The 26,114-nt window shown below is 73.1% G+C and carries 29 protein-coding genes; 10 read left to right on the forward strand and 19 right to left on the reverse strand.

The annotated features are described in order from the left end of the window. Nucleotides 1-72: 72 nt before the first annotated feature. Both ACIPPM_RS05085 and ACIPPM_RS05090 read right to left on the reverse strand, forming a co-directional pair. The gene (locus ACIPPM_RS05085) at nucleotides 73-1,827 is read right to left on the reverse strand and encodes an NlpC/P60 family protein (protein ID WP_401443091.1); all 1,755 of its coding nucleotides are present in this window, start codon (nucleotides 1,825-1,827) and stop codon (nucleotides 73-75) included. Nucleotides 1,828-1,979: 152 nt separating this feature from the next. Continuing rightward, nucleotides 1,980-2,174 carry an antitoxin gene (locus ACIPPM_RS05090; protein ID WP_355196613.1) on the reverse strand — a complete coding sequence of 65 codons (195 nt, stop codon included), beginning with the start codon at nucleotides 2,172-2,174 and terminating at the stop codon, nucleotides 1,980-1,982. A 107-nt stretch (nucleotides 2,175-2,281) separates the two neighbouring features. Between ACIPPM_RS05090 and ACIPPM_RS05095 the strand changes: the two genes are divergently transcribed. Next, a complete protein-coding gene (locus tag ACIPPM_RS05095; protein WP_401443095.1) occupies nucleotides 2,282-2,773 on the forward strand; it encodes a hypothetical protein in 492 nt (163 codons plus the stop codon). 23 nt (nucleotides 2,774-2,796) lie between these two features. On the opposite strand, the gene ACIPPM_RS05100 is transcribed toward ACIPPM_RS05095, so the two are convergent. The 7 genes from ACIPPM_RS05100 to ACIPPM_RS05130 form a co-directional block, all read right to left on the reverse strand. Further along, complete coding sequence (locus ACIPPM_RS05100) at nucleotides 2,797-3,009, reverse strand: dodecin (RefSeq protein WP_030817079.1); 213 nt, start codon at nucleotides 3,007-3,009, stop codon at nucleotides 2,797-2,799. 158 nt (nucleotides 3,010-3,167) lie between these two features. After that, nucleotides 3,168-4,127 carry an L-histidine N(alpha)-methyltransferase gene (gene egtD, locus ACIPPM_RS05105; RefSeq protein ID WP_401443098.1) on the reverse strand — a complete coding sequence of 320 codons (960 nt, stop codon included), beginning with the start codon at nucleotides 4,125-4,127 and terminating at the stop codon, nucleotides 3,168-3,170. Next, nucleotides 4,124-4,903, reverse strand: coding sequence for an ergothioneine biosynthesis protein EgtC (egtC, locus tag ACIPPM_RS05110; RefSeq protein WP_401443100.1), 780 nt, complete (start codon nucleotides 4,901-4,903; stop codon nucleotides 4,124-4,126). The genes egtD and egtC overlap by 4 nt, the downstream gene beginning before the upstream one ends. Then, the gene (egtB, locus tag ACIPPM_RS05115) at nucleotides 4,903-6,237 is read right to left on the reverse strand and encodes an ergothioneine biosynthesis protein EgtB (protein ID WP_401443102.1); all 1,335 of its coding nucleotides are present in this window, start codon (nucleotides 6,235-6,237) and stop codon (nucleotides 4,903-4,905) included. Before egtB ends, egtC begins: the two co-directional genes overlap by 1 nt. Beyond that, nucleotides 6,234-7,571 carry an ergothioneine biosynthesis glutamate--cysteine ligase EgtA gene (gene egtA, locus ACIPPM_RS05120; protein WP_401443104.1) on the reverse strand — a complete coding sequence of 446 codons (1,338 nt, stop codon included), beginning with the start codon at nucleotides 7,569-7,571 and terminating at the stop codon, nucleotides 6,234-6,236. The genes egtB and egtA overlap by 4 nt, the downstream gene beginning before the upstream one ends. A 372-nt stretch (nucleotides 7,572-7,943) precedes the next feature. After that, entirely contained in the window at nucleotides 7,944-8,390 is a 447-nt protein-coding gene (locus ACIPPM_RS05125; protein ID WP_350906899.1) for a type II toxin-antitoxin system PemK/MazF family toxin, read from the reverse strand. A gap of 10 nt (nucleotides 8,391-8,400) precedes the next feature. Next, nucleotides 8,401-9,423 carry an alpha/beta hydrolase gene (locus tag ACIPPM_RS05130; protein ID WP_401443106.1) on the reverse strand — a complete coding sequence of 341 codons (1,023 nt, stop codon included), beginning with the start codon at nucleotides 9,421-9,423 and terminating at the stop codon, nucleotides 8,401-8,403. Between the two features lie 121 nt (nucleotides 9,424-9,544). Between ACIPPM_RS05130 and ACIPPM_RS05135 the strand changes: the two genes are divergently transcribed. Further along, nucleotides 9,545-10,513 (forward strand): SDR family NAD(P)-dependent oxidoreductase, encoded by a 969-nt coding sequence (locus tag ACIPPM_RS05135; protein WP_401443109.1) that lies wholly within the window; start codon nucleotides 9,545-9,547, stop codon nucleotides 10,511-10,513. 62 nt (nucleotides 10,514-10,575) lie between these two features. On the opposite strand, the gene ACIPPM_RS05140 is transcribed toward ACIPPM_RS05135, so the two are convergent. Beyond that, the gene (locus ACIPPM_RS05140; protein ID WP_401443111.1) at nucleotides 10,576-11,139 is read right to left on the reverse strand and encodes an NAD(P)H-dependent oxidoreductase; all 564 of its coding nucleotides are present in this window, start codon (nucleotides 11,137-11,139) and stop codon (nucleotides 10,576-10,578) included. Between the two features lie 102 nt (nucleotides 11,140-11,241). Here ACIPPM_RS05140 and ACIPPM_RS05145 point away from each other — a divergent pair, with 102 nt between their 5' ends. Beyond that, a complete protein-coding gene (locus tag ACIPPM_RS05145; RefSeq protein ID WP_401443113.1) occupies nucleotides 11,242-11,985 on the forward strand; it encodes a TetR/AcrR family transcriptional regulator in 744 nt (247 codons plus the stop codon). Here the strand turns inward: ACIPPM_RS05145 and ACIPPM_RS05150 are convergent. Further along, nucleotides 11,897-13,069, reverse strand: coding sequence for an FAD-dependent oxidoreductase (locus ACIPPM_RS05150; RefSeq protein WP_401443116.1), 1,173 nt, complete (start codon nucleotides 13,067-13,069; stop codon nucleotides 11,897-11,899). The genes ACIPPM_RS05145 and ACIPPM_RS05150 overlap by 89 nt on opposite strands. Nucleotides 13,070-13,086: 17 nt before the next feature. Further along, a complete protein-coding gene (locus ACIPPM_RS05155) occupies nucleotides 13,087-13,749 on the reverse strand; it encodes a TetR/AcrR family transcriptional regulator (RefSeq protein WP_401443119.1) in 663 nt (220 codons plus the stop codon). A gap of 164 nt (nucleotides 13,750-13,913) precedes the next feature. Here ACIPPM_RS05155 and ACIPPM_RS05160 point away from each other — a divergent pair, with 164 nt between their 5' ends. Then, entirely contained in the window at nucleotides 13,914-14,912 is a 999-nt protein-coding gene (locus ACIPPM_RS05160) for a LacI family DNA-binding transcriptional regulator (protein WP_401443121.1), read from the forward strand. Between the two features lies 1 nt (nucleotide 14,913). Here ACIPPM_RS05160 and trxA read toward each other — a convergent pair whose 3' ends face one another. After that, nucleotides 14,914-15,306, reverse strand: coding sequence for a thioredoxin (gene trxA, locus ACIPPM_RS05165; protein ID WP_401443123.1), 393 nt, complete (start codon nucleotides 15,304-15,306; stop codon nucleotides 14,914-14,916). Between the two features lie 199 nt (nucleotides 15,307-15,505). On the opposite strand from trxA, the gene ACIPPM_RS05170 reads away from it, so the two are divergent. Beyond that, nucleotides 15,506-16,936, forward strand: a complete 1,431-nt coding sequence (locus tag ACIPPM_RS05170; protein ID WP_401443125.1) for a dihydrolipoyl dehydrogenase family protein — start codon at nucleotides 15,506-15,508, stop codon at nucleotides 16,934-16,936. A gap of 9 nt (nucleotides 16,937-16,945) precedes the next feature. Here the strand turns inward: ACIPPM_RS05170 and ACIPPM_RS05175 are convergent, their stop codons facing one another. Both ACIPPM_RS05175 and ACIPPM_RS05180 read right to left on the reverse strand, forming a co-directional pair. Further along, nucleotides 16,946-17,590 (reverse strand): peptide deformylase, encoded by a 645-nt coding sequence (locus tag ACIPPM_RS05175; RefSeq protein ID WP_401443127.1) that lies wholly within the window; start codon nucleotides 17,588-17,590, stop codon nucleotides 16,946-16,948. A 96-nt stretch (nucleotides 17,591-17,686) separates the two neighbouring features. Then, complete coding sequence (locus ACIPPM_RS05180) at nucleotides 17,687-18,034, reverse strand: tetratricopeptide repeat protein (RefSeq protein WP_401443129.1); 348 nt, start codon at nucleotides 18,032-18,034, stop codon at nucleotides 17,687-17,689. 182 nt (nucleotides 18,035-18,216) lie between these two features. Between ACIPPM_RS05180 and ACIPPM_RS05185 the strand changes: the two genes are divergently transcribed. Beyond that, nucleotides 18,217-19,275, forward strand: coding sequence for an enoyl-CoA hydratase/isomerase family protein (locus ACIPPM_RS05185; protein ID WP_401443132.1), 1,059 nt, complete (start codon nucleotides 18,217-18,219; stop codon nucleotides 19,273-19,275). 103 nt (nucleotides 19,276-19,378) lie between these two features. Here the strand turns inward: ACIPPM_RS05185 and ACIPPM_RS05190 are convergent, their stop codons facing one another. Further along, a complete protein-coding gene (locus ACIPPM_RS05190) occupies nucleotides 19,379-19,714 on the reverse strand; it encodes a hypothetical protein (RefSeq protein ID WP_401443134.1) in 336 nt (111 codons plus the stop codon). Between the two features lie 76 nt (nucleotides 19,715-19,790). Beyond that, complete coding sequence (locus ACIPPM_RS05195; protein ID WP_401443136.1) at nucleotides 19,791-20,123, reverse strand: antibiotic biosynthesis monooxygenase family protein; 333 nt, start codon at nucleotides 20,121-20,123, stop codon at nucleotides 19,791-19,793. An 80-nt stretch (nucleotides 20,124-20,203) separates the two neighbouring features. Here ACIPPM_RS05195 and ACIPPM_RS05200 point away from each other — a divergent pair, with 80 nt between their 5' ends. After that, a complete protein-coding gene (locus tag ACIPPM_RS05200) occupies nucleotides 20,204-20,587 on the forward strand; it encodes a VOC family protein (RefSeq protein ID WP_401443138.1) in 384 nt (127 codons plus the stop codon). Nucleotides 20,588-20,641: 54 nt separating this feature from the next. Here ACIPPM_RS05200 and ACIPPM_RS05205 read toward each other — a convergent pair whose 3' ends face one another. After that, nucleotides 20,642-22,771, reverse strand: coding sequence for an MMPL family transporter (locus ACIPPM_RS05205; protein ID WP_401443141.1), 2,130 nt, complete (start codon nucleotides 22,769-22,771; stop codon nucleotides 20,642-20,644). Nucleotides 22,772-22,868: 97 nt separating this feature from the next. Here ACIPPM_RS05205 and ACIPPM_RS05210 point away from each other — a divergent pair, with 97 nt between their 5' ends. Continuing rightward, the gene (locus ACIPPM_RS05210) at nucleotides 22,869-23,342 is read left to right on the forward strand and encodes a MarR family winged helix-turn-helix transcriptional regulator (RefSeq protein WP_401443143.1); all 474 of its coding nucleotides are present in this window, start codon (nucleotides 22,869-22,871) and stop codon (nucleotides 23,340-23,342) included. A 34-nt stretch (nucleotides 23,343-23,376) separates the two neighbouring features. Here ACIPPM_RS05210 and ACIPPM_RS05215 read toward each other — a convergent pair whose 3' ends face one another. Continuing rightward, on the reverse strand, nucleotides 23,377-24,009 hold the full coding sequence (locus ACIPPM_RS05215) for a TetR/AcrR family transcriptional regulator (RefSeq protein ID WP_401443146.1): 633 nt from the start codon (nucleotides 24,007-24,009) through the stop codon (nucleotides 23,377-23,379). Between the two features lie 118 nt (nucleotides 24,010-24,127). Here ACIPPM_RS05215 and ACIPPM_RS05220 point away from each other — a divergent pair, with 118 nt between their 5' ends. Further along, nucleotides 24,128-25,039: an alpha/beta fold hydrolase gene (locus ACIPPM_RS05220; RefSeq protein ID WP_401443148.1), complete on the forward strand. Its 912-nt coding sequence runs from the start codon at nucleotides 24,128-24,130 to the stop codon at nucleotides 25,037-25,039. A 53-nt stretch (nucleotides 25,040-25,092) separates the two neighbouring features. Then, complete coding sequence (locus ACIPPM_RS05225; protein ID WP_401443150.1) at nucleotides 25,093-26,085, forward strand: LacI family DNA-binding transcriptional regulator; 993 nt, start codon at nucleotides 25,093-25,095, stop codon at nucleotides 26,083-26,085. Nucleotides 26,086-26,114: the final 29 nt, after the last annotated feature.

The following is a 26,114-nucleotide window of genomic DNA, read 5'->3' on the forward strand; positions in this document are numbered from 1 at the left end:
TTCGCCAAGGGGGCGGACGGGCGGGGCCGGGAGTGGTGCTCATCCCCGGCCCCGTCTGCTGTGTTCCGGGGGTCAGATACGGCGGACCGTGTGCAGGGCGGTGGCGTACGTTCCGGTGCCGTCGAGGAGGGACGCGCCGCCCAGGTCGGACATGGTGGGACCGTCCACCGTCTTCCGGCTGGACAGGAAACGGCGCTTGCCGTCGGCGTCCGGGCCCAGGTAGATGCCCACGTGGTCCACGGTGACGGTCGGGTGGTCGTCGCCGGAGTCGGCGTTGAACAGCACCAGGTCCCCGGGCTGGAGCTGCGTGGCGGCGGGCGGGGCGGTGCCGTTCGTGCGGTCGACGACGACACCGGGCGCGTAGTTCACGATGTCCCGAGACTTGCGCGGTATCCGCGTCCCCGAGGTGTCCGCGCCCGCGGCCAGCGGCACGCCCAGGTGGTAGCCGTACACCATCCGCGTGTAGCCCGAGCAGTCCAGGTTGCCGACCTGCTTGCTGGACGGCCCCGTGTAGGTGCCGTTGGGGAAGGTCCAGCCCACGTTCATGTACTCGTGGAAGTCGGCGCCCTCGTAGCGGTAGCCCTGCGGGTCGAGATAGCCGTAACCGGCCTCGCCCAGCACCTGCTTGCCCCGCGCGGGCCCGTCCCCGGCGGTGACCGCCGGGGCGCCGCCGAGGAACATCGCGGCGTACGCCAGCACGTCCGGCGCGGTCGATCCGGCCCAGCCGCGGACCGTGCGCTCCAGGTCGGCCGTCCAGGTGCCGTCGAAGGGCTGCGGCAGCACACGCACCCAGTCGCCGTGGGTGACGGTCGGCGGGGTGTCCCAGTTCGCCGCGTCCACCTCGAAGCGGCTCACCTGGAGCTTGACCGGCAGGTTGGTGCAGCCCTGGTTGGCCAGCGCGCGCAGGCCCACCCGGCCCGGACCGAACGCGGAGTCCGTGACGTCCACGGCCCAGCCGGACGGCTCCGCCGTGCTCGTACGCCACGCCTTGACCCTGATCCGGGTGCCCTCCCGGCGCACCCGGATCGAGAAGTCGGTGCCCGCCGGGACGCCGGTGGCGAGGGTGGCGGCCGTGGCGAGCTGGGTGACCGTGTCGGCGATCTCCTTCTCGACGCGCAGCTCCACCGCGCCGCTGGTCAGGAAGGACAGCCGGGCCCGGTAGTTGTTGTGGGTGTCCTGGTAGCCGAAGGACAGGGCGTAGGAGCACGCCTGACCGGTGGGCACCTTGTCGAAGCGGGCCGTCGCGCGGACGTCCACGTCGGTGATCCGGTCGTCCCGCAGGGTCGCGTGGCGGCTGGCGTAGTCCGTGGTCAGCGCGATGACACCGGTGCCGGGCAGCACCGAGTAGTCGGTGTCGGCCGGGCCGAGCGTGGACCAGCTGCCGCCGCCCGGCGAGGTCCCCCAGTACGCGCGGTCGGCGGCCGGGAGCGAGGTGTCCGGCAGGGTGCGCCCGAAGTCGTCGACGAAGGGCCGCTTGTTCTCGGCGAACGTTCTTCGCGGGCCCGGCACCAGCACGGTCCGGGCGCCCTGGCTGAGGAGGGCGACCCGTCTGCCGCCGCTGGTTATCTCGGTCCGCGCCGGGGTGCCCGGCAGCACGGTGGCGGTGAGCGGCGCGGCCAGCGTCACCTGGGTGAAGTAGGAGGCGTCCAGCGGCGGCAGGGTCACCGAGGAGCGGGCCGAGGTCAGCCCGGCAGGGGCGGGAAGCGGGTCCACGGGGGCGGGCAGGGCGTCGGCCCGCGCGGGGGCGGTGGCCAGGGCGCCCAGCGGCAGGGAGGCGGCGGTGACGGCGAAGGCGGCCAGCAGACCGCGGCGTGAAGTGTGGATCATGTGAAGCATGATCCCTCACCCGTCCGCACGCATACGTCCGCGTCCGGCCCGGAGTCGCTCCGGGCCGGACGCGGTCGTCATGGTTCAGCGGACGTGACGGTTCACAGGAGTTCCGCGCGGGGTGACGCCGTGACGGGGCCGTCCCCGCGAGGTCAGGACTGCGGCGGGTTGTCGCGGTGCTGCTGGGAGCCGAACTGGTCCCTCAGCTTCTCCTGAGCGGTGTCGACCTGGGACTGGTGCTTGTTGCCGGTCCGCTGGTCGAGGTAGTCGCCACCCCTGTCGATGCCCTTGTCGGCCATGTCTTCGTGGCCCTTGAGCATTCCCTTGATCTTGTCCATAAAGGACATGGCAGCCCTCCTCGTCGCTTTGAGGCTTCCCTCCCAGGGTCACCGCCCCGGCCCGGCTTCGCATCTCGAACGCCCGGAGGGCACGGCGGCCGCTCTACAGTGGGCCTGTGGCACACAGCAGCGCGCGCCCGGTCGCCGTCTTCGACCTCGACAACACCCTGGCGGGGACCGCGCACCGGCAGCACTTCCTGGAGCGGCGTCCGCGCGACTGGGACGGCTTCTTCGCCGCCGCACCCCTCGATCCGCCGCTGGCCGAGGGGGTGGCGATGGCCCGTACCGCCGCCCGCACCTGCGACGTCGTGTACCTGACCGGACGGCCCGAGCGGGGCCGCCGCGACACCCTCGACTGGCTCGCCCTGCACCAACTCCCGGACGGTGAGCTGCACATGCGGCCGAACCACGACCGCAGGCCCGCCCGGACCACCAAGCTGGAGATCCTGCGCGGGCTCGCCCGGCGGCGTGAGGTGCTGGTCGTGGTGGACGACGACGAGCTGGTCTGCGACGCGGCGGAACGGGCCGGGTTCCCCGTCGTACGGGCCCGCTGGGCCGAGTCCTCGGCCGCGCTGGAGGAGGCCCAGGAGCGGGAGGGCCGGACCTGAGCCGGTGGGGCGGTTCACCTGGCTCAGACGTCCTCCAGGCGGAAGCCCACCTTCAGGCACACCTGGTACTTCTCGATCCGCCCGTTCTCGATCTGCCCCCGGACCTGAGTGACCTCGAACCAGTCCAGATTGCGCAGGGTCTGGTCGGCACGGCCGATGGCGTTGCGGATGGCCTGGTCGACACCGTCGTTGGAGGTGCCGACGATCTCGCTGACCCGGTAGGTGTGGTTCGACATGGGCGGGTGCTCCTCTTCGCCGTACGGCAGGGTGGCGGCGCCCGGCCGTCCCGAGATGGCCGGTTTGTCGCGCCGTAATCCACCGTGCCGCATCCCCGCCCGGCGCGCGAGACATCGCCCGCCGGGCGGGGACACGGCAACTCGGTGCGCCGGTCCGCTCAGCGCGCCACGCTGAGCGAGAGCGCGAAGCGGTCCTCGGAGTCGGTCCACCAGTGGGTCAACTCCAGTGCCGCCTTCTCCAGTTCGGCGCCGACGCTCTCCCGGCGGAACTTCGCCGACACCTCGGTGCGCAGCTCCTCACCGGCCGCGAAGTCCACGACCATGCCGAGCGCCGGGATCTTCACCGTCTGCGCGGTACGCGAGCGCAACCGCATCTCGATCCACTCCCGCTCCGGGTCCCAGCGGGCCACGTGGTCGAAGGCGTCCGGGTCGAAGTCGGCCCCCAGCTCGCGGTCGACCACGTTGAGCACGTTCTTGTTGAACGCGGCCGTCACCCCGGACGCGTCGTCGTACGCCCGGACCAGCACCGCCTCGTCCTTCACCAGGTCGGTGCCGAGCAGCAGCCCGTCGCCCGGTGCCAGCATGGCGCGCACGGTGGCCAGGAAGTCGGACCGCTCGGCGGGCAGCAGGTTGCCCAGCGTGCCGCCGAGGAAGGCGACCAGCCGGGGACCGGGTGTCCCGGGCAGCGTCATCGGTTTGGTGAAGTCCGCGATCAGCGCGTGCACCGCGAGACCGGGCCGCTCGTCGGTGAGCGCCTGCCCCGCCTGTACCAGCGCGCTCTCGCTGACGTCGACCGGGACGTACGCCTCCAGCGAGGTCAGCGCGTCGATGAGGTGGCGGGTCTTGGTGGAGGAGCCCGAGCCCAGCTCGATCAGGGTGCGCGCGCCGCTGGCCGCGGCGATCTCACCGGAGCGGGTCTGGAGGATCTCCCGCTCGGCGCGGGTCGGGTAGTACTCGGGCAGCTCGGTGATCCGCTCGAACAGCTCGCTGCCGCGGGCGTCGTAGAACCACTTGGGCGGGAGGGTCTTGGGGTCGGCGGAGAGGCCGTCGAGGACGTCGGCGCGCAGGGCGGCGTCGGTCGCGTCCTCCGGGAGGGTGCGGGTGACGTGCAGGCTCACGTACAGGGCTCCTTCGGTGGCATGGACACGAGGTCCTCGACGGGGTCGAGCCGCACCTCGGTACGGCTCGCGGTGACCACGGTGCGGTCGGGAACCTCCCGCCACAGCGGATCGTCGTCGTACGGCTCCGAGGCGACGATCACGGCACGGCCCGGTTCCGCGCGGTACCAGAGGCTGTCGCCCCAGGCGGTCGCGGTGACCGTCCCGCCGTCGGTCATCAGGAGGTTGAGACGGGAGGCGGGGGCCGCCTCGGCCAGTCGGCGGACCGTTTTGGCGAGGGCGTGCTCCGGCGCCTCGCCCGACCTGAGCCGGTGCAGGACCAGCGCCCAGACGAACGCCGAGTCGGTGCGCGCCTGGAGCGACAGCACGTCGACCGGGGGCAGCAGGGAGACCAGCGGGGCGGCCGAGTCGGGCCAGCCCGCGACCGCGCCGTTGTGGCTGAACAGCCAGCGCCCGGAGGCGAACGGCGCCGCCGCGGCCTCCGCGTCCGCCCCCGTCAGGGTAGCGTCGCGCACGGCCGCCAGCACCGCGCCCGAGCGCACGACGCGGGCCAGGTCCAGCAGCGACTGGTCCGCCCAGATCGGTCCGGAGCGCCGGTAGCGGGCCGGGACCGGGTCGCCGTCCGCGTACCAGCCGACCCCGAAGCCGTCGGCGTTCACCGTGCCGTTCCGCTGCCGCCGGGGCGCCCAGGACTGCCGGTACAGGCTGTGCGGCGGGTCCAGCAGCAGGCGCTTGAGGGGCTGTTCGGGGCCCAGGTAGGCCAGGTGGCGGCACATCAGACGGACTCCGAGCGGACGGTGCGGAACCCGGCGAAGATCTGCCGCCGGATCGGGTAGTCCCAGTTGCGGAACGTACCCCGGCAGGCCACCGCGTCCACGGCGAACGAACCGCCACGCATGATCTTGTACTCGGGTCCGAAGAACACCTCCGAGTACTCCCGGTACGGGAACGCGGCGAACCCCGGATACGGTTCGAGGTCGCTCGACGTCCACTCCCACACGTCCCCGATCAACTGGCGCACCCCGAGCGGGGACGCACCGGCCGGGTAACTGCCCACGGGGGCGGGGGAGAGGTGCCGCTGGCCCAGGTTGGCATGCTCCGGGCCCGGTTCGGCGTCGCCCCACGGGTAGCGGGTGGAGCGGCCGGTGACCGGGTCGTGCCGGGCCGCCTTCTCCCACTCCGCCTCGGTGGGCAGCCTGCGCCCGGCCCAGCGGGCGTACGCGTCCGCCTCGTACCAGGACACGTGCAGCACCGGCTCCTCGGGCGGCACCACCTCCGTGACCCCGAAGCGGCGCCGCAGCCACTGGTCCCCGTCCCGGCGCCAGTACAGCGGCGCCTGAAGGGAGTTGGCGCGGACGTGCGCCCAGCCCTCCGGGGTCCACCAGCGCTCGGTGGCGTAGCCGCCGTCCGCGATGAACGCCTGGTAGGCCCCGTTCGTCACCGGCACGGTGTCGATCCAGTACGGCGCCACCTCCCGCACGTGCGCCGGGCGTTCGTTGTCCAGCGCCCAGGGCTCGGTGGAGGTGCCCATGGTGAACGGGCCGCCGGGAACCCGGACTTCGGCCGGACCGGCGTACGGCGGCACCGGGTCGTGGGCGGGCGCGGTCAGCGCGGCCGGGCCGGTGCGGAGCTGATGGGTTATCAGCATCGTCTCGTCGTGCTGCTGTTCGTGCTGGGCGATCATTCCGAAGGCGAAACCGGCCTCGGTGAGCCGGGTGCCGCCCTCGAAGTCCGCGCCCTCCAGCAGGTCCAGCGCCCGCCCGCGCACCTCGGCCGCGTACTTCCGCGCCTCCTCGGGCGGCAGGAGCGGCAGCGAGGGGCGTGCGGAGCGCGGATGCTCGAAGGCGTCGTACAGCCCGTCGATCTCGGGCCGCATCGGCTCCCGGCCGCCGACGTTGCGCAGCAGCCACAGCTCCTCCTGGTTGCCGATGTGCGCGAGGTCCCAGACCAGGGGCGACATCAGCGGGGAGTGCTGGGCGGTGAGGTCCGGGTCCTCGACACAGCTGGTCAGCAGGGTGGTGCGGGCGCGGGCGGTGACCAGCGAGGCGAGCAGCCGCTCCCGCAGCGTCTCGGTGCCGGCCGTCGCCGTGCGGTTCTCCTGGGCGGTCATGCGCGGATGTCCTTCCTCGCTCGGGCGCGCGGGTCCGTGACGTCGGGACCCGCCGGCAGATCGTCGGCCGGGCAGCGGCCCCGCAGGACGTAACGGCCCAGATACCCCGCCACCGCGTCCGACACCTCGGGCGTCGCGCCGAGCCGGGGCAGCGCCGCCAGCGCCGCCGTGAAGCAGGCGATAGCGGCCTCCCGCAGTCCCGGATCGGCGAGCCCGAGCCGGGCGGCGTCCGCCCACAGCGGGTTGTGCGGGGCGGGCCGGTCCAGCGCGCGTTCCGTCAGCGGCTTCACCGCGCGGTGCGCGGCCTCGGCGGCCTCCGGGTCGTCGAAGAGGGCCGCCGTCACCGCGAGCGGCACGATCCAGCCGTCGTCACCGGGCTGCGCGTCGATCATCCGCAGCTCCAGATGGCCGCGCGGCCTGACCGGCGGGAACAGTGTGGTCAGGTGGTAGTCGAGATCCGCGCGGGTGGGCGGGCGCGGGGCCCGCGAGCGGGTCCACTCGCGGAAGGTCAGCCCCTCCGGCACGTCCCAGGGACCGTCGTCGCGGCGGACGCACATCACCGGGGAGTCCAGGACGTGCCGGGCCCAGTCGGCCCGTGGTTCGCCGTCGGTCGGGGGAGCACCGGCCCGGCCGGGACCGATCTCCATCCAGTGCAGCTGCCGGGTGGAGCGCCAGCCGGTGGGCCGCCGTCCGGTCAGGGGTGAGTTGGCGAACGCGGCCACCAGGACCGCGCCGAGCTGGTGCGCCAGCCACCAGCGCCGCTCGTAGCCCTGCGGGCCCGGTTCCTCGTACCCGGCGTCCACGCAGACCTGCACGGAGGCGGACGCGCACATCATGTGCCGTCCGGCCCGGCCGGTGCGGTCCAGGCACGCCTCCATGGCGTCGTAGCGGGGTTCGTGGAGGAAGCGGCGGGGTTCCTGCCAGGGATCGTGGCCCACGCCGAGGAGGGCGAGGCCGTGCCCGGCGAGGACCTTGCGGACCGCGGTCAGGTCGGCGGAGACGGAGTTCACGCACTCCGTCAGGGAGGCGGCGGGCAGTGAGCTGAGCTCCAACTGGCCGCCGGGCTCGACCGTGAGCGGCGAGTCCAGGGGGACGGTGCGCACGGCCGCGTGGGCCGCTTCGAGCCGTTCGGGGGTGACGGGGAGCCAGGGGCGCTCCGGGTCACGGACCAGCCACTCCACCTCCACCCCGAGGGTGCGGGGCGGGCCGGTCTTGAAGCAGATGCCGCGGACCAGGGCGTCCACCTCGGCCTCGGTGACCACGCTACGGTGCCGGGCGCAGTCGTGTTTCGTGCAGTGGTGCTCCGTACAGTCACCGTTCTGGGTGTCAGACATGTCGGGACTCTCCTGGGGTGCCAGCGTGCCGACGGAGCCCGGCTTCGGGTGTGCCGGGCAGAGACGCGTTCCACCCAAGACCCTCGCACCGAATCGCACAAGAGCGCCCAATGGGACGTCCGGGATCGTTCATCTCCGTCTCCTCGCGCGTTTCCTCCCGTACCGGGTGACCGGTTCCGGGCGCCTTCGCGGCACCCCACCAGCATTACCCCGGCGGCGCGTGGGGGCGCGGTGGGGAGAGCGGCCGGTGCGGGCGGTTCGGCCAGCTCAGGAGGGCCGGGGCGGTCCGGGCGGGGCTGCGCCGACCGGGTGAGTCCGACGCGGGCACGCGAAAGGCCCGCCCCGGCTCGGGGCGGGCCTTCCGGAGACTGGTCAGGTCCAGCCGTAGCGCTCGTAGAGCCGCTGCCGGACCAGGTTGAAACGCATCCGGTCCAGCGCGCATGCCTCCCGGCGCATGCCGTCGTCGTGCAGCCGCAGCACCCGCTCCACGGACACCCAGGAGTCGCGGCCGGTGCGGTCCCAGGGGCCCTGGCCTATCGCCACCCACTCCCGCTCGCCGTCGTGCTCCTTGCTGGACAGCTGGACCGCGAGGAAGGTGCCGGTGGCCTCCCTGGCGACGACCAGCACCGGGCGGTCCTTGCCCCGGCCGTCGTTCTCCTCGAACGGCACCCAGGTCCAGACGATCTCCCCGGGATCGGGGTCGCCGTCCCGCTCGGGCGTGTACTCGGTGGCGACCGGGCCGACCTGGCGCGGGTCGGCCTCGGTGGTGGCGTGGGGGCCGAAGCGGCCGGGAACGTTCTCTTCGCTGTACGTGCTCACGCCGTGCACCCTAGTGGTCGGTCAACGGGCCCTCGGACCTCGGGGTTTGATCCGTCCCGTCGGTGAGCAGCCTTCTCAGCCAGTCGAGTTGGGCCGCGCGGGCCGCCCGGGAGACGGCCGCCCGGGGCGCGAAGGCGTCGAAGCCGTGGAACCCGCCCGGCCAGACGTGCAGTTCGGCCACCCCGCCGCACCGCCAGATCCGGGACGCGTACGCCACCACCTCGTCCCGGAACGTCTCCGCCGAGCCGACGTCGAGGAAGGCCGGGGGCAGCCCGGACAGGTCGGTGGCGCGGGCCGGGGCGGCGTACGGGGAGACGTCCGGGCCGCCCGCGTCCTTGCCCAGCAGGGCGTTCCAGCCGGTCTCGTTGGCCGTGCGGTTCCAGACGCCGGTGGCTGCCATCTGGTGGCCGGAGGGGGTGTCGTTGCGGTCGTCCAGCATCGGGTACCGGAGCAACTGGCCGAGCACGGGCGGACCTTGGCGGTCCCGCAGCAGCAGGGCCACGGCGGCCGCGAGTCCGCCGCCCGCGCTGGCTCCCGCGAGAACGATCCGCCGCGGGTCGCCGCCCAGTTCCTCGGCGTGCTCCGCCGTCCAGAGCAGCCCGGCGTACACGTCCTCGACCGGCGCCGGATGCGGATGCTCGGGGGCGAGCCGGTACTCCACGGAGACGACCACCGCGCCGCCCAGGTCCAGCGCGAGGGACAGCGCCGCGTCCACGCCCGCGCGGTTGGTGCCGAGGATCATGCCGCCGCCGTGCACGTAGTAGAGCACCGGCAGCCGGGCGCCGGGCGGGGCGTCGACGGGGCGGCAGAGGTACAGGGACACGTCCGGCGCGTCCGGCGGACCCGGCACCTCGCGGTCCTCGACCTCGAAGGCGCCGTCCATGGTGAGGTCCAGCGAGCCGAACACCTCCATGGCCGCCTCCTCCCGGGCCGCCTCGATCCCGTCCGGGGTCAGGCCCGGTTCCAGCACGTCCTTGAGCGGCTCCAGAGCGGCGGCGAGTTCCGGGTCGAACGGAGGCGGGTCCATGGTCATGATCGTGCCCCTTCCCTCGCTCGCGGGCGATTCACCCCCTCAGGGTCGCTTCGCGGGCGTTCCGGCGCGCCCCGGTGTTCCGCTTGACTTCGAGAGCACTCCAATTCGTAGCGTTCCGGGTATGAGCACTCCTGCACAGCACAAGATCGGTTCGGGTTTCGGCGCGGACAGCAACGCCGACGAGGTCCTGCGGGGTATCGACCTCACGGGGAAGCTGGCGATCGTCACCGGCGGCTACTCGGGGCTGGGGCTGGAGACCACCCGTGCGCTGGCCAAGGCCGGCGCCCATGTCGTCGTCCCGGCCCGGCGTCCTGACGTGGCCCGGGAGGCGCTGGCCGGGATCGGACACGTCGAGGTGGACGAGCTGGACCTCGGCGACCTGGAGAGCGTGCGCGGCTTCGCCGAGCGGTTCCTCGCGTCCGGGCGGACCGTCGACTTCCTCATCGACAACGCCGGGATCATGGCCTGCCCGGAGACCCGGGTCGGGCCCGGCTGGGAGACCCAGTTCGCCACCAACCACCTCGGCCACTACGCCCTCGCCAACCGTCTCTGGCCCGCGCTCGCCTCCGGTGACGGCGCCCGCGTCGTCTCCGTCTCCTCCCGCGGCCACCACCTCGCGCCGATCCGCTGGGACGACGTCCAGTGGACCGAGGGCTACGACAAGTGGCAGGCGTACGGTCAGGCCAAGACGGCCAACGCGCTGTTCGCCCTCCAGCTCGACACCCTGGGCCGGGACTCCGGTGTCCGGGCCTTCTCGCTCCACCCCGGCGGCATCATGACCCCGCTCCAGCGGCACCTGCCCAAGGAGGAGATGGTCGAGCGCGGCTGGATCGACGAGCAGGGCAACCCGCTGAACCCGGCGGGCTTCAAGACCCCGGAGCAGGGCGCCGCCACCCAGGTCTGGGCCGCGACCTCGCCCCGGCTCGACGGTCTGGGCGGTCTGTACCTGGAGGACTGCGACATCGCCGAGCCCGCCCCCGCGGACGGCACCTGGGGCGGCGTCAAGGACTGGGCGACCGACCCGGAGCAGGCGGCCCGCCTGTGGACGCTGTCGGCGGAGCTGACGGGCGTGGACGCGTTCGCCAAGTAGCTTCCGCGCACGCGCGAGAGGGCCGGAGTCCAGTGGACTGCGGCCCTCTCGCGTACCAGAGGTCAGGCGGCGATGACGTCGCCCACGGTGCCGTGCAGGCGGGTGACGACCTCGGTGAGCTGGCCGGCGACCTCGGCGTCGTCGGACGGGTGGGTCTCGGCGAAGCGGGTCAGCGAGCCGGGGATGGAGAGCTTGATGTCCTCGATCACCTTGCCGCCCGCGATGCCCACGGCCTTGCGGGTGTCGTCCTGCGCCCACACGCCGCCGTACTGGCCGAAGGCGGTGCCGATGACGGCGACGGGCTTGCCGCCGAAGGCGCCGGCGCCGTACGGGCGGGACAGCCAGTCGATGGCGTTCTTCAGCACGGCCGGCATCGTGCCGTTGTACTCGGGGGAGAACACGAGGAACGCGTCGGCGGCCTGGGCGGCGGCGCGCAGCTCGGCGGCGGCGGCCGGGACCTGGCCCTCGACGTCGGTGTCCTCGTTGTAGAACGGAACGTCGGCCAGACCCTCGTAGATCACGACCTCGGCGCCCTCGGGGGCGAGCTTGGCGGCCGCCTCGGCGAGCTGACGGTTGTGCGAACCGGCGCGGAGGCTGCCGACGAGCGCGAGGATGCGAACGGACATGGAGTACTCCAAAGGGTGGTGAAACACGCTGGAAACGATCCGGACCGGGGTCCGTTTAATTTTCTACCACCTTAACCGGACCGGGGTCCAGTTTTGTTCCCGATGCTTTACGCTGTCTTCATGTCCAGCGCTCTGCCGCCCTGCCCGCAGCCTCCGGAGCCCGTCGACACGCCCCAGTTGCTGGAGGTCGGCACCGGCCCCGACGAGCCGTGCCTGCGCGCCGACGCCGCCCGCAACCGGGCCCGGCTGCTGGAGGCCGCCACCCGGCTGATCGCCGAACACGGGGTGGCCGGAGTGACCATGGAGGCCGTCGCCGCCGCGGCCAAGGTCGGCAAGGGCACCGTCTTCCGCCGCTTCGGCGACCGCACCGGACTGCTCACCGCCCTCCTCGACCACTCCTCCCGCGGGCTCCAGGCCGACTTCCTCTGCGGCCCGCCCCCGCTGGGCCCCGGCGCACCCCCGCGCGACCGCCTCCGCGCCTTCGGCACGGCCGTCCTGCACCGCTGCGCCGAACAACTGGACCTCCAGCTCGCGGCCGTCCCCGAGCCCACCCGCCGCTACGCCCACCCCTCGGTCCAGGCGCTGCGCACCCACCTCACGGTCCTGCTCCGCCAGCTCCGCCCGGAGGCCGACTGCGACTTCCTGGCACTGACCCTCCTGAACTACCTGGACCCCGCCCTGATCCACCATCTGACCCGCCAGTGCGGGATGCCGATGGGGCGGCTGGAGGCGGGCTGGTACGACCTGGTCGACCGGATCACGGCTGCCGTGCCCACGGCTGACGGCCACCGAACATCGCCGACAGCCGCTCCGGCGCGTCCGGCTGGAACAGCATCGCGCCCATGACGGCCGAGTCGGTGGCCGAGTGTCCGGCGCGGGGGAACATCCGCTCCTCGTAGGCGCCGAGCGCGGCCTCCGGGTCGCCGGGGTGGGCGAGGAGGGCGCGGGCCAGGTCGGCGCCGTCGATCAGCGCCAGGTTGGCGCCCTCGCCCGCGAAGGGCGACATCAGATGTGCCGCGTCGCCGAGCAGGGTCACGCCCGGGGTGCGGGGCCAGCGGTGGTCGGCGGGGAGGGCGTGGATACGGCGGGGGATCAGAGGGAGGTCGGCGTCCGCGACCAGGGCCCGCAACTCGGCGTGCCAGCCGTCGAACTCCTTCAGCACCGCGTCCGCCGCCCCCTCGGTGTCGGTGAAGTCGACGCCGTCGAGCCACTCCTCCGGAGCCTGTACGGCGGCGTACACGTGCAGGCTGCCGTCCGGCTCGCGGTGGGCCAGGAAGCCGCGCCCGGCACCGAGCGCGAACAGCATCCCGCCGCCGACCACTTCGGCGCTCACCGGGTGCCGGGTGTCGGCGGACAGCAGGTCGGCCTCGACGAACGACATCCCGGTGTACGCGGGCACCGCGTCCGACACCAGCGGCCGCACCCGCGACCAGGCGCCGTCCGCACCCACCAGCAGGTCCGTGGTGAAGGCGGTGCCGTCCGCGAGCGTCACCTCGTGCCGTCCGTCGCCCAGCGCACGCGCCCCGGTCACCTTCGCGCCCCAGCGGATCAGGCCCTCGGGCAGCGACTCCAGCAGCAGCGCCCGCAGTTCGCCCCGGTCGATCTCGGGACGGCCGCCCGTGCCGTCGTCCGCGTGCGACCAGTGGACCTCGGCGTGCCGGTCGAGGACGCGGGTGGCCTGACCGCCCTCGTGGACCCGTGCGAGGAACGCCTCGTGCAGCCCGGCCGCGCGCAGCGCCTCCTGCCCGGTGTCGTCGTGGATGTCGAGCATCCCGCCCTGCGTGCGCGCTTCCGGTGAGGGGTCGAGGTCGAACACGGCCGCCTCGACGCCGTGCGCGTACAGCACCCGCGCGAGCGCGAGCCCGCCGAGTCCGGCGCCGATGACGGCCATGGGGTGGTGAGGGAGCGGGGTGGTGGTGGGTCCGGTCATGGAGGTCTCCTGGTGGCTCATTCGGGTACGGCGGTCCGCTCGATGCCGTTGATCAGGGTCTGGAAGGCCCACGACAGCCGGTTCTCGGGCGTGCCCGAGAGCAGCACGTCGGCGCTGCCCGCGATGTGCGGGTGGGTCCGGCCGGAGACCTCGCGCAGGGTGCCGACCAGGTTCCGCCAGTCGTCCGCGGGCTCCTCCCCGGCGTGCTCGGCGGCGGTCGCGGTGGCGTGCTGGAGCAGCAGGTCGACGCCCCAGGCCGCGCGGTCGCGGGGCACTTCGCCCTCGGCGAGCAGCCCGAGCAGGGTCTCGATCAGGTTCAGGTAGTGCGGTCCGCTCGGCCGCGCGGTCAGCGCGGAGCGCGCCAGCTCCGGGTGGGCCAGCAGCATCGCCGTGACGGACGTGAGCACCCGCTCCAGGCGTTGCCGCCAGGTGCCCTCGGCGGGGACGGGCGGGAGGGTGCCGAGGAGTTCGTCCAGGACGGCCGCGTGCAGTTCGTCGGTGTTGCGGACGTAGACGTAGAGCGAGGCGGGGCCGGTGTCGAGTTCCTGGGCCAGCCGCCGCATGGTGACCTTGCGCAGCCCCTCGGCGCGCAGGATCGCCACCGCGGCGGCCACGATGCCCTCCCGGGTGAGGGCGGGCTTGGCGGGTCGCTCCCGACGGGAACCGGAGGGTGGGGTCATGGCCGGACACTAACGAACATGTTCGCTCCGAACAAGTTCGTGGCGAACATGTTCGTAAAATGATGGGTGAATCCCCAGGTCGCCCGACCCGTTCTAGTCCAGTCCTGTACGGCCTCGCCCCGCCCGCACCCGCCCCCGCGGGCTCTGCCAGGATGCGCCCTGTCATGGTGCAGATACCGAACACGCCCACGAGCGCCGACGTGGCCCGCCTGGCCGGAGTCTCGCGCGCGACCGTGTCCTACGTCCTCAACGACACCGACGCCGTACGGATCAGCGAGCCCACCCGCCGCCGCGTCCACGCCGCCGCCCGCGAACTCGGGTACGTGCCCCACGCGGCCGCCCGCACCCTGCGCGCCGGACACAGCCGCATGGTCCTGATGCCCGCCCCGGCCGTCCCGGCGGGCCCCCTCCACCACCGCTTCCTCGGCGAACTCCAGGCCGCGCTCGGCCGACTGGACTACACCGTCGTCCAGCACGGCGCCGTCGGTCAGGGCGACGAAGTCGCCCGCGCCTGGGCCGAGTTACGCCCCGTGGCCGTCCTGGTCCCCGGCTCCGGGCTCGGCCCGCACGGCGTCACGGTGCTCAAGCGGGCCGGGGCCCGCGCCGTGGTGACCCTCGGACCCGCGCGCGTCGAGGGCGCGCACGCCCTGCTGATGGACCACACCGTCATCGGCCACCGCGCCGCCACCCACCTGTACGCCCGGGGCCGCCGCCGGATCGGCGTGATCCTCCCCGAGGAACCCGGCCTGGAGCTCTTCTCCCGCCCCCGCCTCGCGGGCGCCCGCCGTGCCCTCACCGCGACCGACGCGACCGTGACCGGATTGCCCCTCGCGTACACGGAACGGGCGGCCGATGAACTGGCCGCCCGTCTGCCCGAGTTGGGCCTCGACGCCGTGTTCGCCCACAACGACGAGTACGCGATGCTCCTGATGCGCGCCCTCCAGGACGCGGGGCTGCGCGTACCGGAGGACGTGGCCGTCGTCGGCGCCGACGACCTGATGCTCGGCCGACTGCTACGGCCCCGGCTCAGCACCGTCCGCATCGAACTGCCCTCCGGCCGCGACCTCGCCGAACTGGTCGACCACGCCGTACGCCATCCCGGCGCCGAACCCGAGGTCCGGACCGTGCTCGACGCCACCCTCGTCCACCGGGCGTCCAGCTAGCTCATTCGCCCGACTGCTGTCCCTCGCCCTGCGCCTCCTGGGCCGCGATGTCCTTGCGGACCTCGTTCATGTCCAGCTTGCGGGCCTGGTCGATGACGTCCGTGAGCGCGGCCTCGGGCAGCGCGCCCGGCTGCGCGAAGATCGCCACCTGGTCGCGGACGATCATCAGCGTCGGGATCGACTGGATGCCGAACGCCTGCGCCAGCTCCGGCTGGGCCTCGGTGTCCACCTTGGCGAACACCAGGTCGGGGTTCTCCTCGGCGGCCTTCGCGTACACGGGCGCGAACTGCTTGCAGGGTCCGCACCAGTCCGCCCAGAAGTCGATGAGGACGAACTCGTTGTCCGCCACCGTCTGGTCGAAGTTCTCCTTGGTCAGCTCCACGGTGCCGCTCATGGTGTGATCCCTCTTCCTGGTGTGGAGGCAGTGCCACCGGCGGAAACATGCCCGCCAGGGCGCCTATTCCGGGCCTTCCCGCCCCCGTCTTCCCTGATTCGGTCCCCTACAGCTTCCCCTCAAGGAAACCTTTCGGCATTCCCGCGCCCCGCGCACCATGTGTGTGGCCCCCGGGACGCCCACCCACCACACTGGCCGCATGACGGAAACGGAAACCATCGCGTACGACGTCGTGGTGCTCGGGGCCGGGCCCGTGGGGGAGAACGCCGCCGACCGCGCCCACGCGGCCGGGCTCAGCACCGCGATCGTGGAGAGCGAGCTGGTGGGCGGCGAATGCTCGTACTGGGCCTGCATGCCCAGCAAGGCGCTGCTCAGGCCGGTCATCGCCCAGGCCGACGCCCGCCGCCTGCCCGGCCTCGCCCCCGCGAACCAAGGGCCGCTCGACGCCGGGGCGGTGCTCGCCCGACGGGACGACTTCGCCTCGCACTGGAAGGACGACGGCCAGGTCCGGTGGCTGGACGGCGCCGGGATCGACCTGTACCGGGGCCACGGCCGCCTCGCCGGACCCCGCACGGTCACGGTCACCGCCGAGGACGGCACGGTCACCACGCTCACCGCCCGGCAGGCCGTCGTCGTCGCCACCGGCACCCGCGCCCAGCTCCCCGACCTGCCCGGCCTCGCCGAGGTGCGGCCCTGGACCAGCCGGGAGGCGACCAGCGCGCAGACGGTGCCCGGCAGGCTGATCGTGGTCGGTGGCGGTGTCGTCGCCACCGAGATGGCCACCGCCTGGCAGGCGCTCGGTTCGCGCGTCACCCTGCTGGTCCGGGGCAAGGGGCTGCTCAGCCGGATGGAGCCGTTCGCCGGGGAGTTGGTCGGACAGGCGCTCACCGAGGCGGGCGTGGACGTGCGCACCGGCACCTCCGTCGAGTCCGTCACCCGCGAGAACGGCACCGTCGTCGCCGTCACCGGCGACGGCGAGCGCATCGAGGCCGACGAGATCCTGTTCGCCACCGGCCGCGCCCCGGGGACCGACGACATCGGCCTCGACACCGTCGGCCTCGAACCCGGCTCCTGGCTGGAGGTGGACGACACCCTCCAGGTCCCCGGCACCGACTGGCTGTACGCGGTCGGCGACGTCAACCACCGGGCGCTCCTCACCCACCAAGGGAAGTACCAGGCCCGGATCGCGGGCGGCGCCATCGCCGCCCGCGCCGCCGGCACCCCGCTGGACCAGGCTCCGTGGGGAGCCAATGTGGCCACCGCCGACCACCACGCCGTACCCCAGGTCGTGTTCACCGACCCCGAGGCCGCCGCCGTGGGGCTCTCCCTCGCGGAGGCCGAGCAGGCCGGGCACCGGGTCCGCGCGGTCGACGTCGACTTCGGCTCCGTCGCGGGGGCGAGCTTGTACGGCGACGGGTACAAGGGGCGCGCCCGCATGGTGGTCGACCTGGACGAGGAGATCCTGCGCGGGGTCACCTTCGTCGGGCCGGGCGTCGGGGAACTCGTCCAGTCGGCGACCGTCGCCGTCGCCGGGCAGGTGCCGCTGGACCGGCTGTGGCACGTGGTGCCGCCGTTCCCGACGCTCAGCGAGGTGTGGCTGCGGCTGCTGGAGGCCTACCGGGACAACTGACGCTCTGCTTCAGGGGAGTTGGAAGCCCAGTGCCTCGGCGGCCGTCTCCGGTGACGGTTGCGCCCAGCGGGCCGTCACCGCCTCGTTGGTCGACAGCGAGCGGAGTTCGGCGCGGTCGAGGTACAGGGTCCCGTCCAGGTGGTCCGTCTCGTGCTGCACGATCCGGGCGGGCCACCCGGCGACCACCTCGTCCAGTTCCCGCCCGGTCTCGTCCTGCCCGCGCAGCCGCACCCGCGCGTGCCGGGTCACCACGGCCTGCCAGCCGGGCACGCTCAGACAGCCCTCGTAGAAGGACGCGCCCTCGGCGCCCGCCGCCTCGTACACGGGATTGACCAGCACCCGGAACGGCTGCGGCACCCGGCCCCGGACCACCGCGATCTCCTCCGGCACCGGGGCCGGGTCCTCGATCACGGCGATCCGCAGTCCCACCCCGACCTGCGGCGCGGCCAGTCCCACACCGGGGGCCGCGCGCATGGTGTCGCGCAGGGCCTCGACGAAGCGGGCCAGCAGTGCGGGCGCGAGCTGGCCCTCGTACGGCTCGGCCGGGCGGCGCAGCACCGGGTGTCCGGCCGCGACGATGGGCAACGGGCCGCCCGCCGCGAGGAGTTCGGCCACCCGCTCGGCCAGGGGTGGGTGATCACTGACAGGTGTCATCGCGCCAGGATGCCACGCCTGCCGGCGCGGAAGAGGGGCGCGCCGCACCAACGACCGGTGCGAAACCGGCCGTTCATCCGACGCGCCCGGACGTGCTCAGTCCTGCGGGAAGTCGCCCGCGAGGGCGGCGGCGAGCCGCAGATGCGGCGCGGCCTCCTCGCCGCGGGACTGGCGTTCCAGCGTGCGGCCCAGCATCAGCCGGGCGTACTGCTCCACCGGGTCCCGCTCCACGATGATCCGCAGCTCGGCCTCGGCGCGGCCCAGCTGCGCGGAGTGGTAGTAGGCGCGGGCCAGCAGCAGCCGGGGTGCGGTCTGCTCCGGGACCTCCTCGACCAGCCCGGTCAGTACGCGCGCGGCGCTCGCGTACTCCTTGGCGTCGAAGAACATCCCCGCCCGCTCCCAGCGCTCGGCGGCGGTGCCGTGGTCGTAGTACTCGATGTCCACCTGAGACCTCCTTCGGCGGGTACAGCGCCCCAGGGTTGTTGAATATTCCACCAAAGCTGGGGGTGTCGCCGGAGGCTCCCGCGGAGGCAAGATCGTCGGTGTCCCGCCCGTCCACCGGACCCGGAAGGAACCAACGAGATCATGCGCGTCATCGTGGCCCACTGCCCGCCGAAGGTGATCGGATGACCGGCGCCGAGGCACCCGTACTGGTGCACACCCTCGGCCGGGCCGCCCACCTCACGCTGAACCGGCCCCGGGCCCTGAACGCCCTGAACCACACCATGGTCGGTCTCATCGACGAAGCGCTCACCGAGTGGGAGCGGGACCCGACCGTGAAGACCGTCGTCGTCACCGGGGCGGGAGAACGGGGCCTGTGCGCGGGCGGCGACATCCGCGCCGTCCACGACGACGCCCGCGACGGCGACGGCACCGCCTCGGCGGAGTTCTGGCGGGACGAGTACCGGCTGAACGCCCGTATCGCCCGCTACCCCAAGCCGTACGTGGCCGTCATGGACGGCATCGTGATGGGCGGGGGCGTCGGCATCTCGGCGCACGGCAGCGTCCGGATCGTCACCGAGCGGTCCCGGATCGCCATGCCCGAGACCGGCATCGGCTTCGTGCCGGACGTCGGCGGCACCTACCTGCTCAGCCGCGCCCCCGGCGAACTGGGCACCCACCTCGCGCTGACCGGCGCGCAGATCGGGGCGGCGGACGCGCTGCTGTGCGGGCTCGCCGACCATTACGTACCGTCCGACGCGCTGCCGGATCTCGTGGCGGACCTCGACGCGCTCGAAGTGGAGGAGGTGCTCGCCCGGCACGGGCGTCCGGCTCCGGCGGGCGAGCTGGCGGCCCGGCGGGAGTGGATCGACTCCTGCTACGCCGCCGACACGGTCGAGGAGATCATCGCCCGGCTCCAGGACCATGGCTCGCCCGAGGCGAAGGCGACCGCCGACACCCTGCTGACCAGGTCCCCCACCGACCTGAAGATCACCCTGGCCGCCCTCCGCCGCGCCCGTCGGCTCGACTCCCTGGAAGCCGTCCTCGACCAGGAGTACCGCGTCTCCTGCGCGGCCCTGACCACCCCCGACCTGGTCGAGGGCGTCCGGGCCCAGATCATCGACAAGGACCGCACCCCGCGCTGGTCACCCGCCACCCTGGCGGAGGTCACCGACGTGGAACGGTTCTTCGCGCCACTGGGGGAGCGGGAACTCGGACTGGGGGGCGCGCCTCACTCGGGGTGAGCGGGAACGCGGGCCGGGGACACCCTTCACTCGGGGTGAGCGGAAACCCGGGCCGGGGACGCCCTTCACTCGGGGTGAGCGGGAACGCGGACCGGGGCGCGCCTCACTCCGGGTGAGCCACCGCCTTCTTCTGGAGTTCCACCGCCATCAGCAGGCCGAGGCTCGGCTCGGCCTTGCGCAGGGCCCGCAGGGCGGCCATCGAGGCGATGTCACCGGTGAAGCCGGTGGCGGCCAGCCGGGCGCGGACCCAGCGGGCACACGCCTCGTCCTCGGAGGCGGCGGCGGTGGACTCCACGAGCGCGACGGCCCGCTCCAGCCCCGGCCGCTCCTCCGGCGACGCGTCCGCCAGCGCTCGGCGCACCGCCGCCAGGATCGCGTCCGAGTCCTTGAGCGGCAGCACGAAGGCCCGGCCCCTGGTCAGTCCCATGAGTCCTGTCATGCGAGCGATCCTGGCGGTCATGTGCCGGTGCTGCCAAGGGACTTGAGGAGAGCCTGAGGCTGGGGGCCGGGTGGGCTCAGCTCGCGTGGACCGACTCCACCCGGAACAGGCGGGGCTGGACGTCGGTGGCGATGGTGCCGGCCTTCTCCATGTGCACCCTGGCCTCGGGGTCGGCCAGCATCGCGCGGTAGTGCTCCTCGGTCTCCCACTGGGCGTAGTTGACGACGCTCTGCCCGTCCAGGGAGGCGTGGAAGTTGGCGCAGATGAAGCCCGGCTGGTACTTCATGGTCTCCTCGGTGGCGCGGGCGAGGAGGTCGAGCAGCTCGATCTGGCGGTCCGGGGCCACGGTGAACACGTTGATGAGCGTGGCCACCGGGCGGGTGGTGTCGATGTGTGCGGTGAGGGTCATGCTGGGATGGCTCCCCGGTACGGCACGGTCGGGTCGCTTCCGCCGTACCGGATTCGCCCGTTCTCCGTACACTGACCCGCATGGCATGCCGCATCAGTGAGCTGGTCATCGATGTCGCCGACCCCGAGCGGCTCGCCGCGTTCTGGAGCGACGTGCTCGGCTATGTGGAACTCGGCCGCGAGGCGGACGGCAGCATCGAGATCGGGCCGCCCGGCGCCGGGTTCGGCGGCCCGCAGCCGACCCTCGTCCTCAGCCCGAGCGGCGACCCACGCGCCGGGAAGCTCCGGCTGCACATCGACGTCAACGCCACCGACCGCGACCAGGACGCCGAACTGGACCGGCTGCTCGCCCTCGGCGCCCGCCCGGTCGACGTCGGCCAGACCGGCGAGGAGAGCTGGCACGTCCTGGCCGACCCGGAGGGCAACGAGTTCTGCCTCCTGCGCAGGCGCCTGGACCCCGCGTAGCCCGAAGGCCGCCGCACCCCGTGCACCGGGTGCGGCGGCCTTCGTGTGCGAGGGTTACTGCTTCTGCTCCACCCGGTCCCCGTCGGCCGACTCCGGTTCCTCCGGGGTGTGCCGCTCGCGGGACAGCTTGCTCGGCCACCACACCGCCGGGCCGATGTCGCGGACCAGGGCCGGGACCAGCAGGGAGCGGACGACCAGGGTGTCCAGCAGGACGCCGAACGCGACGATGAACGCGATCTGCACGAGGAACGCCAACGGGATCACGATCAGCGCGGCGAACGTCGCGGCGAGGACCACGCCCGCCGAGGTGATGACACCACCCGTGGCGATCAGCCCGCGCAGGATGCCCTCCCTCGTGCCGTGCCGCACCGTCTCCTCGCGGACGCGGGACATCAGGAAGATGTTGTAGTCCACCCCGAGCGCGACCAGGAACACGAACCCGTACAGCGGTACCGACGCGTCCGTGCCGGAGAAGCCGAAGCCGTGCCGGAAGACCAGGCCCGCGATGCCCAGCGTGGCCAGGTAGTTGAGCGCCACCGTCGCCACCAGCAGCACCGGCAGCAGCAGGCAGCGCAGCAGCGCGATGAGGATCACCAGGATGATCAGCAGGACCACCGGGACGATCAGGTCGCGGTCGTGCTCGGCGGTGCGCTGGGTGTCGTACTTCTGGGCGCTGTAGCCGCCCACCAGCGAGCCGGGGTCGATCGTGTGCAGCCGGTCGCGCAGGCGTTGCACGGTCTCCTTGGCGGCGTCGCTGTCGGGCGCGCCGGTCAGGGTCGCGTCGATGCGTACCCGCCCGTCCACCACCTTGGGCGTGCCGCCCGGCCTGCCGGACTCGCCCACCGGGGCCGCCGAGGCGACGCCGGGCGTCTTGCCCGCCGCCGCGGTGACCTCCGCGCCCTTGGCCGCGTCCGCGATGACGACCACGGGCTGCCCGGAGCCGCCCGGGAAGTGCTTACCCAGCGTCTGCTGCGCTGAGACGGACGGGGCGTCGTTGACGAAGAGCTCGTCCAGCGGGACACCCTTGGACTTGAGCGCCGGGAAGAAGGCAGCGCCCACCACGAGGACGACACAGGTCGCCAGCCACACCTTCCGGGGGCTGCTGTCGACCCGGTGCGCCACCCGGCGCCACAGTCCGTGGCCGCCCGTGGCGACATCGGCCGGGCGGGGCTTGGCGGGCCAGAACGCGGCATGGCCCAGCAGGGCGAGCACGGCGGGCAGGAAGGTGAGCGTCGACAGCACCGCGCATCCGATGCCGATCGCGCCCACCGGACCCAGCGCGCGGTTGTTCGTCAGGTCGCTGAGCAGCAGCGCGAGCAGGCCGAGCGCCACGGTGGCGGCACTGGCGGTGATCGCGCCGAACGAGCCGCGCAGCGCGCCCCAGGCCGCCTCCGCCCGCTGGGCACCCCGCGCCAGTTCCTCGCGGAAGCGGGCGGTGAGCAGCAGGGCGTAGTCGGTGGCCGCGCCGATCACCAGGATCGACAGGATGCCCTGCACCTGGCCGTCCACCCGGACGACACCGTGGTCGGCGAGGACGTAGACGATCGCGCAGGCGATGCCGAGCGCGAACACCGAGCTGAGGATGACGACGAACGGCAGCAGCACACTGCGGTACACCAGCAGCAGGATGACCAGCACCGCCGCCAGCGCCACGCCCAGCAGGATGCCGTCGATGCCGCCGAAGGCATCGGTGAGGTCGGCCTGGGTGGCGGCGGGCCCGGCGACCTGGGCGCGCGTGCCCTCGACACCCGCCGCCGCCCGCTCGACCCGGTCCACCACGTCGGTGACCTTCTTGCCCAGCTCGGGGCTGAGCGGGACGACACCCTCCAGCGCGGCCCCGTCCTTGGAAGGAAGCGCGGGGGACGGGCGGCCCACGACACCGTCGGTGCCGGTGAGCGAGGCCAGCGCGCGGGTGGCCGCCTCGCGCTGGGCCGGGGTGATCCGGCCGCCGTCCTTCCCGGTCCAGACCACCACGGCGGGCAGGGTCTCCTGCCGCTCGAACTTCTTCTGGAGGGCGACGGCCTTCGTCGACTCGGCGCTGCGCGGCAGGAACGCGGTCTGGTCGTTGGTCGACACCTCGCCGAGCTTGCCCGCGTAGGAGCCGAAGGCTCCGCCCAGACCGAGCCAGACGAGCACGAGGACGAGAGGGACCAGCCAGCGGACCGGTCGGCGTACGGAGTTCATTCGCTCCCCAGGAGGAGTGGGCGGATGCCGAGGAAAAGTAACTCAATCACAAAGTATCTCAATGATCGAGGTACTTGGAGATCATATCCTTGCGGGTATGCAGCCCGAACGCCCACAGGAGCGTCCTCCCAGCGACCTCCAGGGGTACGCCGTCCTCCTGCGGACCCTGAACAGCGAGATCAACCGCATCGCCCACGCGTTTGCCCAGGCGCACGGTCTCCACGCCACGGACATCCACGCGCTCGCCGCGATCATGGACGCCTCGGCCCTGGACGGCGAGCCCATGACCCCGTCCCGCCTGCGCGAACGCCTCGACCTCACCTCGGGCGCCGTCACGGCCTGCCTGGACCGGCTGGAGCGCGCCGGTCACATAAACCGCGCCCGCGACAGCGCCGACCGCAGAGTGGTGCACCTGCACTACAACCCCGGCGCGCGCGCCCTCGCTCGCGACTACTTCGGCCCCCTCGCCCGCGGCACGGAGGCGGCGCGCCGCCGCTTCACCCCCGAACAGCTCGACACCGTCGCCGAGTTCCTCCAGACCCTCAACCACGAACTCGCCGCGGAGCGCTGACCTTTCGGGTGTCGCCGCCGTCGCGGGAGCGGTGTCAGTCCCGCGTGCTCCCGCCGTCGGCGAGGTCGGTCCGGAAGATCCGGTCCAGCTGGTGGTCCAGGATCGCGGCGGCCGATTCCGGGGTGCGCTGGCCGACCAGGATGCTGGTGCCGAGTCCCGCGGACAGGGCGAGCAGGGCGGCGGCGTCCAGGCGCGCGTCCACGCCGGGCCGAAGCAGACCGCCCTCCTCCGCCTGGCACAGGAGAGCCGCCACGGCGTCCTCGGCCGCGTCGGGGTTCGCGATGAACGGCTGGGCGGCCAGCACCTCGTCGGTGACGGACAGTACGGCGTACGAGGTGTAGACGAGGTGGAAGACGCGGCTCTCCTCGTCGGTCGGCAGGGCCGCCGTCAGCATCGCCTCGATCATCGCGCGGGGTCCCGGACGGGGGCCGACGGCCTGGACCCGGGCGGCGACGCGCTCCCCGAACCGCTCGGTCAGCCGTTGCAGCCCGTGGAGCAGCAGCTTCTCCTTGGTCTCGAAGTAGTACTGCACCAGCCGCAGCGAGACGCCCGCCTCGGCCGCCACATCGCGCATGCCCACGGCATGCAGCCCGCGGCGCGCCGCCACCCGAAGGAGCGCTTCCGCGATCTCGGTGCGCCGTTCCGTGTGATCCACGCGCTTGGGCATCGACCGCCCCTCCTGTCGCCTTGTGTCCGCCGGGCCGGTCCGCCCGGTCAGCTTTATGGTACGACCGTACCAATGATGGTACGGTCGTACCACGAAAGATCGAACCCCGGAGGTAGGCATGTCCCAGACGGCGACCCGCGCCCAGGCCGACGTCGGCCGCTATGTCAGCGACTCCTGGCGCGACCGCTACTTCGCGGCCTGCGACGCGGTCTACGCGCTGGGAGCCCCCGCTCGCGCGGAGACGGACGTCGAGACCTCCTTCGGCACCACGCACGTCTACCGGTACGGCCCCACCGACCCGGCCGCCACGTCGCGCACCCCCGTGGTCCTCGTGCACGGCGCGGGTGCCTGCTCCGCCATGTGGTACCCGAACACCCCGGCGCTCAGCGCCGACCGGCCGGTCTACGCGATCGACACCCCGGGCGATCCCGGCCGCAGCCTCCAGCGCGCACCCGTTCACCAGCCCCAGCACGCCGCGCAGTGGCTGGACGAGACGCTCGCCGGACTGGGGCTCGACCGCGTGCATCTGGTCGGCTCCTCCTACGGCGGATGGCTTGCCCTGAACCAGGCGCACCGCGGGCCCGACCGCCTCGCCTCGGTCACGCTCCTCGACCCCGGCGGCCTCGAGAAGGTGGGGCTGCGCTTCTTCGCGTGGATCTTCGTCAGCCTGTTCGCGACGTTCGCGCCCAAGGCGCTGCGTCCGCGACTGGCGGCGTGGCTGGAGCAGCCCGTCCTCGTCGTGCCGGAGCTGCGCACCATGATCCGGCTGGGCGTGCGCGCCTTCCGCGTACGCCGTCCCGCCCCACTGCCGCTGTCCGAGGGTGAACTGTCCACCATCCGTACCCCGCTCTACCTGGTGCTCGGCGAGCGAAGCCTCCTCGTGCACCCGCGGAGGCAGGTCGAACGCGTCCCGCGCCTGATCCCGAGCGCCCGCGCCGAGGTCATCTCCGGCACCGGACACGGGCCCCAGATCGACCACGCGGCCGAGATCAACCGACGGATGCTGAAGTTCATGGACGCCAACGACTGACGTGGGCGCGGTGAAGGGTGAAGTAGGGTGACCGCGCGGAAGGAGTGTGAGCGGTGCGGGAGCGGGTCACCATGGCGGACGTCGCCCGTGCGGCCGGAGTCTCCTCCGCCACGGTGTCGTACGTCCTGTCGGGCAAACGCGCCGTCGCCCCCGAGACCCGTACGGCCGTCGAATCGGCCATCGCCGAGCTGGGGTTCGTCGTGAACACGGCCGCGCGCAGCCTGCGTACGGGGCGTTCCAGTCTGGTCGCGCTGATCGTGCCGGACATCGCCAACCCGTTCTTCGCCCAGCTCGCGGCCACCCTCCAGGAGGAACTGCGCGGACTCGGGCTGCATGTCGTCGTCTGCGACACCCGAGCCCGCCGCGAGGAGGAGCGGGCGCTGCTGGCCGAGGCGGTGCAGCAGCGGTTCGCCGGGGTGGTCATCACGCCGTTCCGGCTGCTGCCGAAGGACCTGGGGGTGCTGGCCGACGCGGGTATACCCGTCGTGGTCAGCGCGGACGTGCCCTTCGGCGCCGTCGACCAGGTGGCCCCGGACGCACGGGCCGCGACCCGGCAGGCGCTGGAGCTGGTGACCGCCGCGCGGCGCCGCCGGATAGCGATGATCGCGGGTCCTCGGGACGCCACCGGCGGCGACCCCCGGCTGGAACTGCTCAGGGCGCTGGCCCGCCAGTTCGGCACCGCCCTGCCGCGCGAGCTCGTGGTGCGCGGGGAGCACACCCGGGAGGCGGGGGCCGAGGGCTTCGCCGAGCTGATGAACCGCCGCTACCGGCCCGACGCGGTGTTCTGCGCCAACGACGTGATCGCGGTCGGCGCCCTGGACAAGGCCCGCGAACTGGACATCGACATCCCCGGCGAGGTCGCGCTCGTCGGCCACGACGACGCCTCCTTCGCCTCCCTGGTCCGGCCCCGGCTGACCACGATCCGCTACCCCGCCGAAGAGGTCGGCCGGGCCGCCGCCCGGCTGCTCCGCGAGCGGCTGGACGGCCGTACCGCCCACCGCACAGTGCGGGTCGGGGCGGAGTTCGTCGCCCGCGCCTCGGTCTGATTCTCCCCCTCCGACCCGACCGGTCGCGG

The organism is Streptomyces sp. NPDC090119, from assembly GCF_044747085.1.
In the GTDB taxonomy this organism is placed as follows: Bacteria; Actinomycetota; Actinomycetes; order Streptomycetales; family Streptomycetaceae; genus Streptomyces.

What these genes read in the sequence shown, in the direction of transcription:
- trxA (WP_401443123.1), bottom strand. Translation starts at nt 15,306, where the DNA reads ATGAGCGGCACCGTGGAGCTGACCAAGGAGAACTTCGACCAGACGGTG.
- ACIPPM_RS05190 (WP_401443134.1), bottom strand. Translation starts at nt 19,714, where the DNA reads ATGACAGGACTCATGGGACTGACCAGGGGCCGGGCCTTCGTGCTGCCG.
- egtC (WP_401443100.1), bottom strand. Translation starts at nt 4,903, where the DNA reads ATGTGCCGCCACCTGGCCTACCTGGGCCCCGAACAGCCCCTCAAGCGC.
- ACIPPM_RS05195 (WP_401443136.1), bottom strand. Translation starts at nt 20,123, where the DNA reads ATGACCCTCACCGCACACATCGACACCACCCGCCCGGTGGCCACGCTC.
- egtA (WP_401443104.1), bottom strand. Translation starts at nt 7,571, where the DNA reads ATGTCTGACACCCAGAACGGTGACTGTACGGAGCACCACTGCACGAAA.
- ACIPPM_RS05155 (WP_401443119.1), bottom strand. Translation starts at nt 13,749, where the DNA reads ATGACCCCACCCTCCGGTTCCCGTCGGGAGCGACCCGCCAAGCCCGCC.
- egtB (WP_401443102.1), bottom strand. Translation starts at nt 6,237, where the DNA reads ATGACCGCCCAGGAGAACCGCACGGCGACGGCCGGCACCGAGACGCTG.
- ACIPPM_RS05175 (WP_401443127.1), bottom strand. Translation starts at nt 17,590, where the DNA reads ATGACACCTGTCAGTGATCACCCACCCCTGGCCGAGCGGGTGGCCGAA.
- ACIPPM_RS05210 (WP_401443143.1), top strand. Translation starts at nt 22,869, where the DNA reads ATGCAGCCCGAACGCCCACAGGAGCGTCCTCCCAGCGACCTCCAGGGG.
- ACIPPM_RS05170 (WP_401443125.1), top strand. Translation starts at nt 15,506, where the DNA reads ATGACGGAAACGGAAACCATCGCGTACGACGTCGTGGTGCTCGGGGCC.
- ACIPPM_RS05130 (WP_401443106.1), bottom strand. Translation starts at nt 9,423, where the DNA reads ATGACCATGGACCCGCCTCCGTTCGACCCGGAACTCGCCGCCGCTCTG.
- ACIPPM_RS05160 (WP_401443121.1), top strand. Translation starts at nt 13,914, where the DNA reads ATGGTGCAGATACCGAACACGCCCACGAGCGCCGACGTGGCCCGCCTG.
- ACIPPM_RS05185 (WP_401443132.1), top strand. Translation starts at nt 18,217, where the DNA reads ATGACCGGCGCCGAGGCACCCGTACTGGTGCACACCCTCGGCCGGGCC.
- ACIPPM_RS05200 (WP_401443138.1), top strand. Translation starts at nt 20,204, where the DNA reads ATGGCATGCCGCATCAGTGAGCTGGTCATCGATGTCGCCGACCCCGAG.
- ACIPPM_RS05215 (WP_401443146.1), bottom strand. Translation starts at nt 24,009, where the DNA reads ATGCCCAAGCGCGTGGATCACACGGAACGGCGCACCGAGATCGCGGAA.
- ACIPPM_RS05150 (WP_401443116.1), bottom strand. Translation starts at nt 13,069, where the DNA reads ATGACCGGACCCACCACCACCCCGCTCCCTCACCACCCCATGGCCGTC.
- ACIPPM_RS05205 (WP_401443141.1), bottom strand. Translation starts at nt 22,771, where the DNA reads ATGAACTCCGTACGCCGACCGGTCCGCTGGCTGGTCCCTCTCGTCCTC.
- ACIPPM_RS05085 (WP_401443091.1), bottom strand. Translation starts at nt 1,827, where the DNA reads ATGATCCACACTTCACGCCGCGGTCTGCTGGCCGCCTTCGCCGTCACC.
- ACIPPM_RS05100 (WP_030817079.1), bottom strand. Translation starts at nt 3,009, where the DNA reads ATGTCGAACCACACCTACCGGGTCAGCGAGATCGTCGGCACCTCCAAC.
- ACIPPM_RS05140 (WP_401443111.1), bottom strand. Translation starts at nt 11,139, where the DNA reads ATGTCCGTTCGCATCCTCGCGCTCGTCGGCAGCCTCCGCGCCGGTTCG.
- ACIPPM_RS05135 (WP_401443109.1), top strand. Translation starts at nt 9,545, where the DNA reads ATGAGCACTCCTGCACAGCACAAGATCGGTTCGGGTTTCGGCGCGGAC.
- ACIPPM_RS05145 (WP_401443113.1), top strand. Translation starts at nt 11,242, where the DNA reads ATGCTTTACGCTGTCTTCATGTCCAGCGCTCTGCCGCCCTGCCCGCAG.
- ACIPPM_RS05220 (WP_401443148.1), top strand. Translation starts at nt 24,128, where the DNA reads ATGTCCCAGACGGCGACCCGCGCCCAGGCCGACGTCGGCCGCTATGTC.
- ACIPPM_RS05090 (WP_355196613.1), bottom strand. Translation starts at nt 2,174, where the DNA reads ATGTCCTTTATGGACAAGATCAAGGGAATGCTCAAGGGCCACGAAGAC.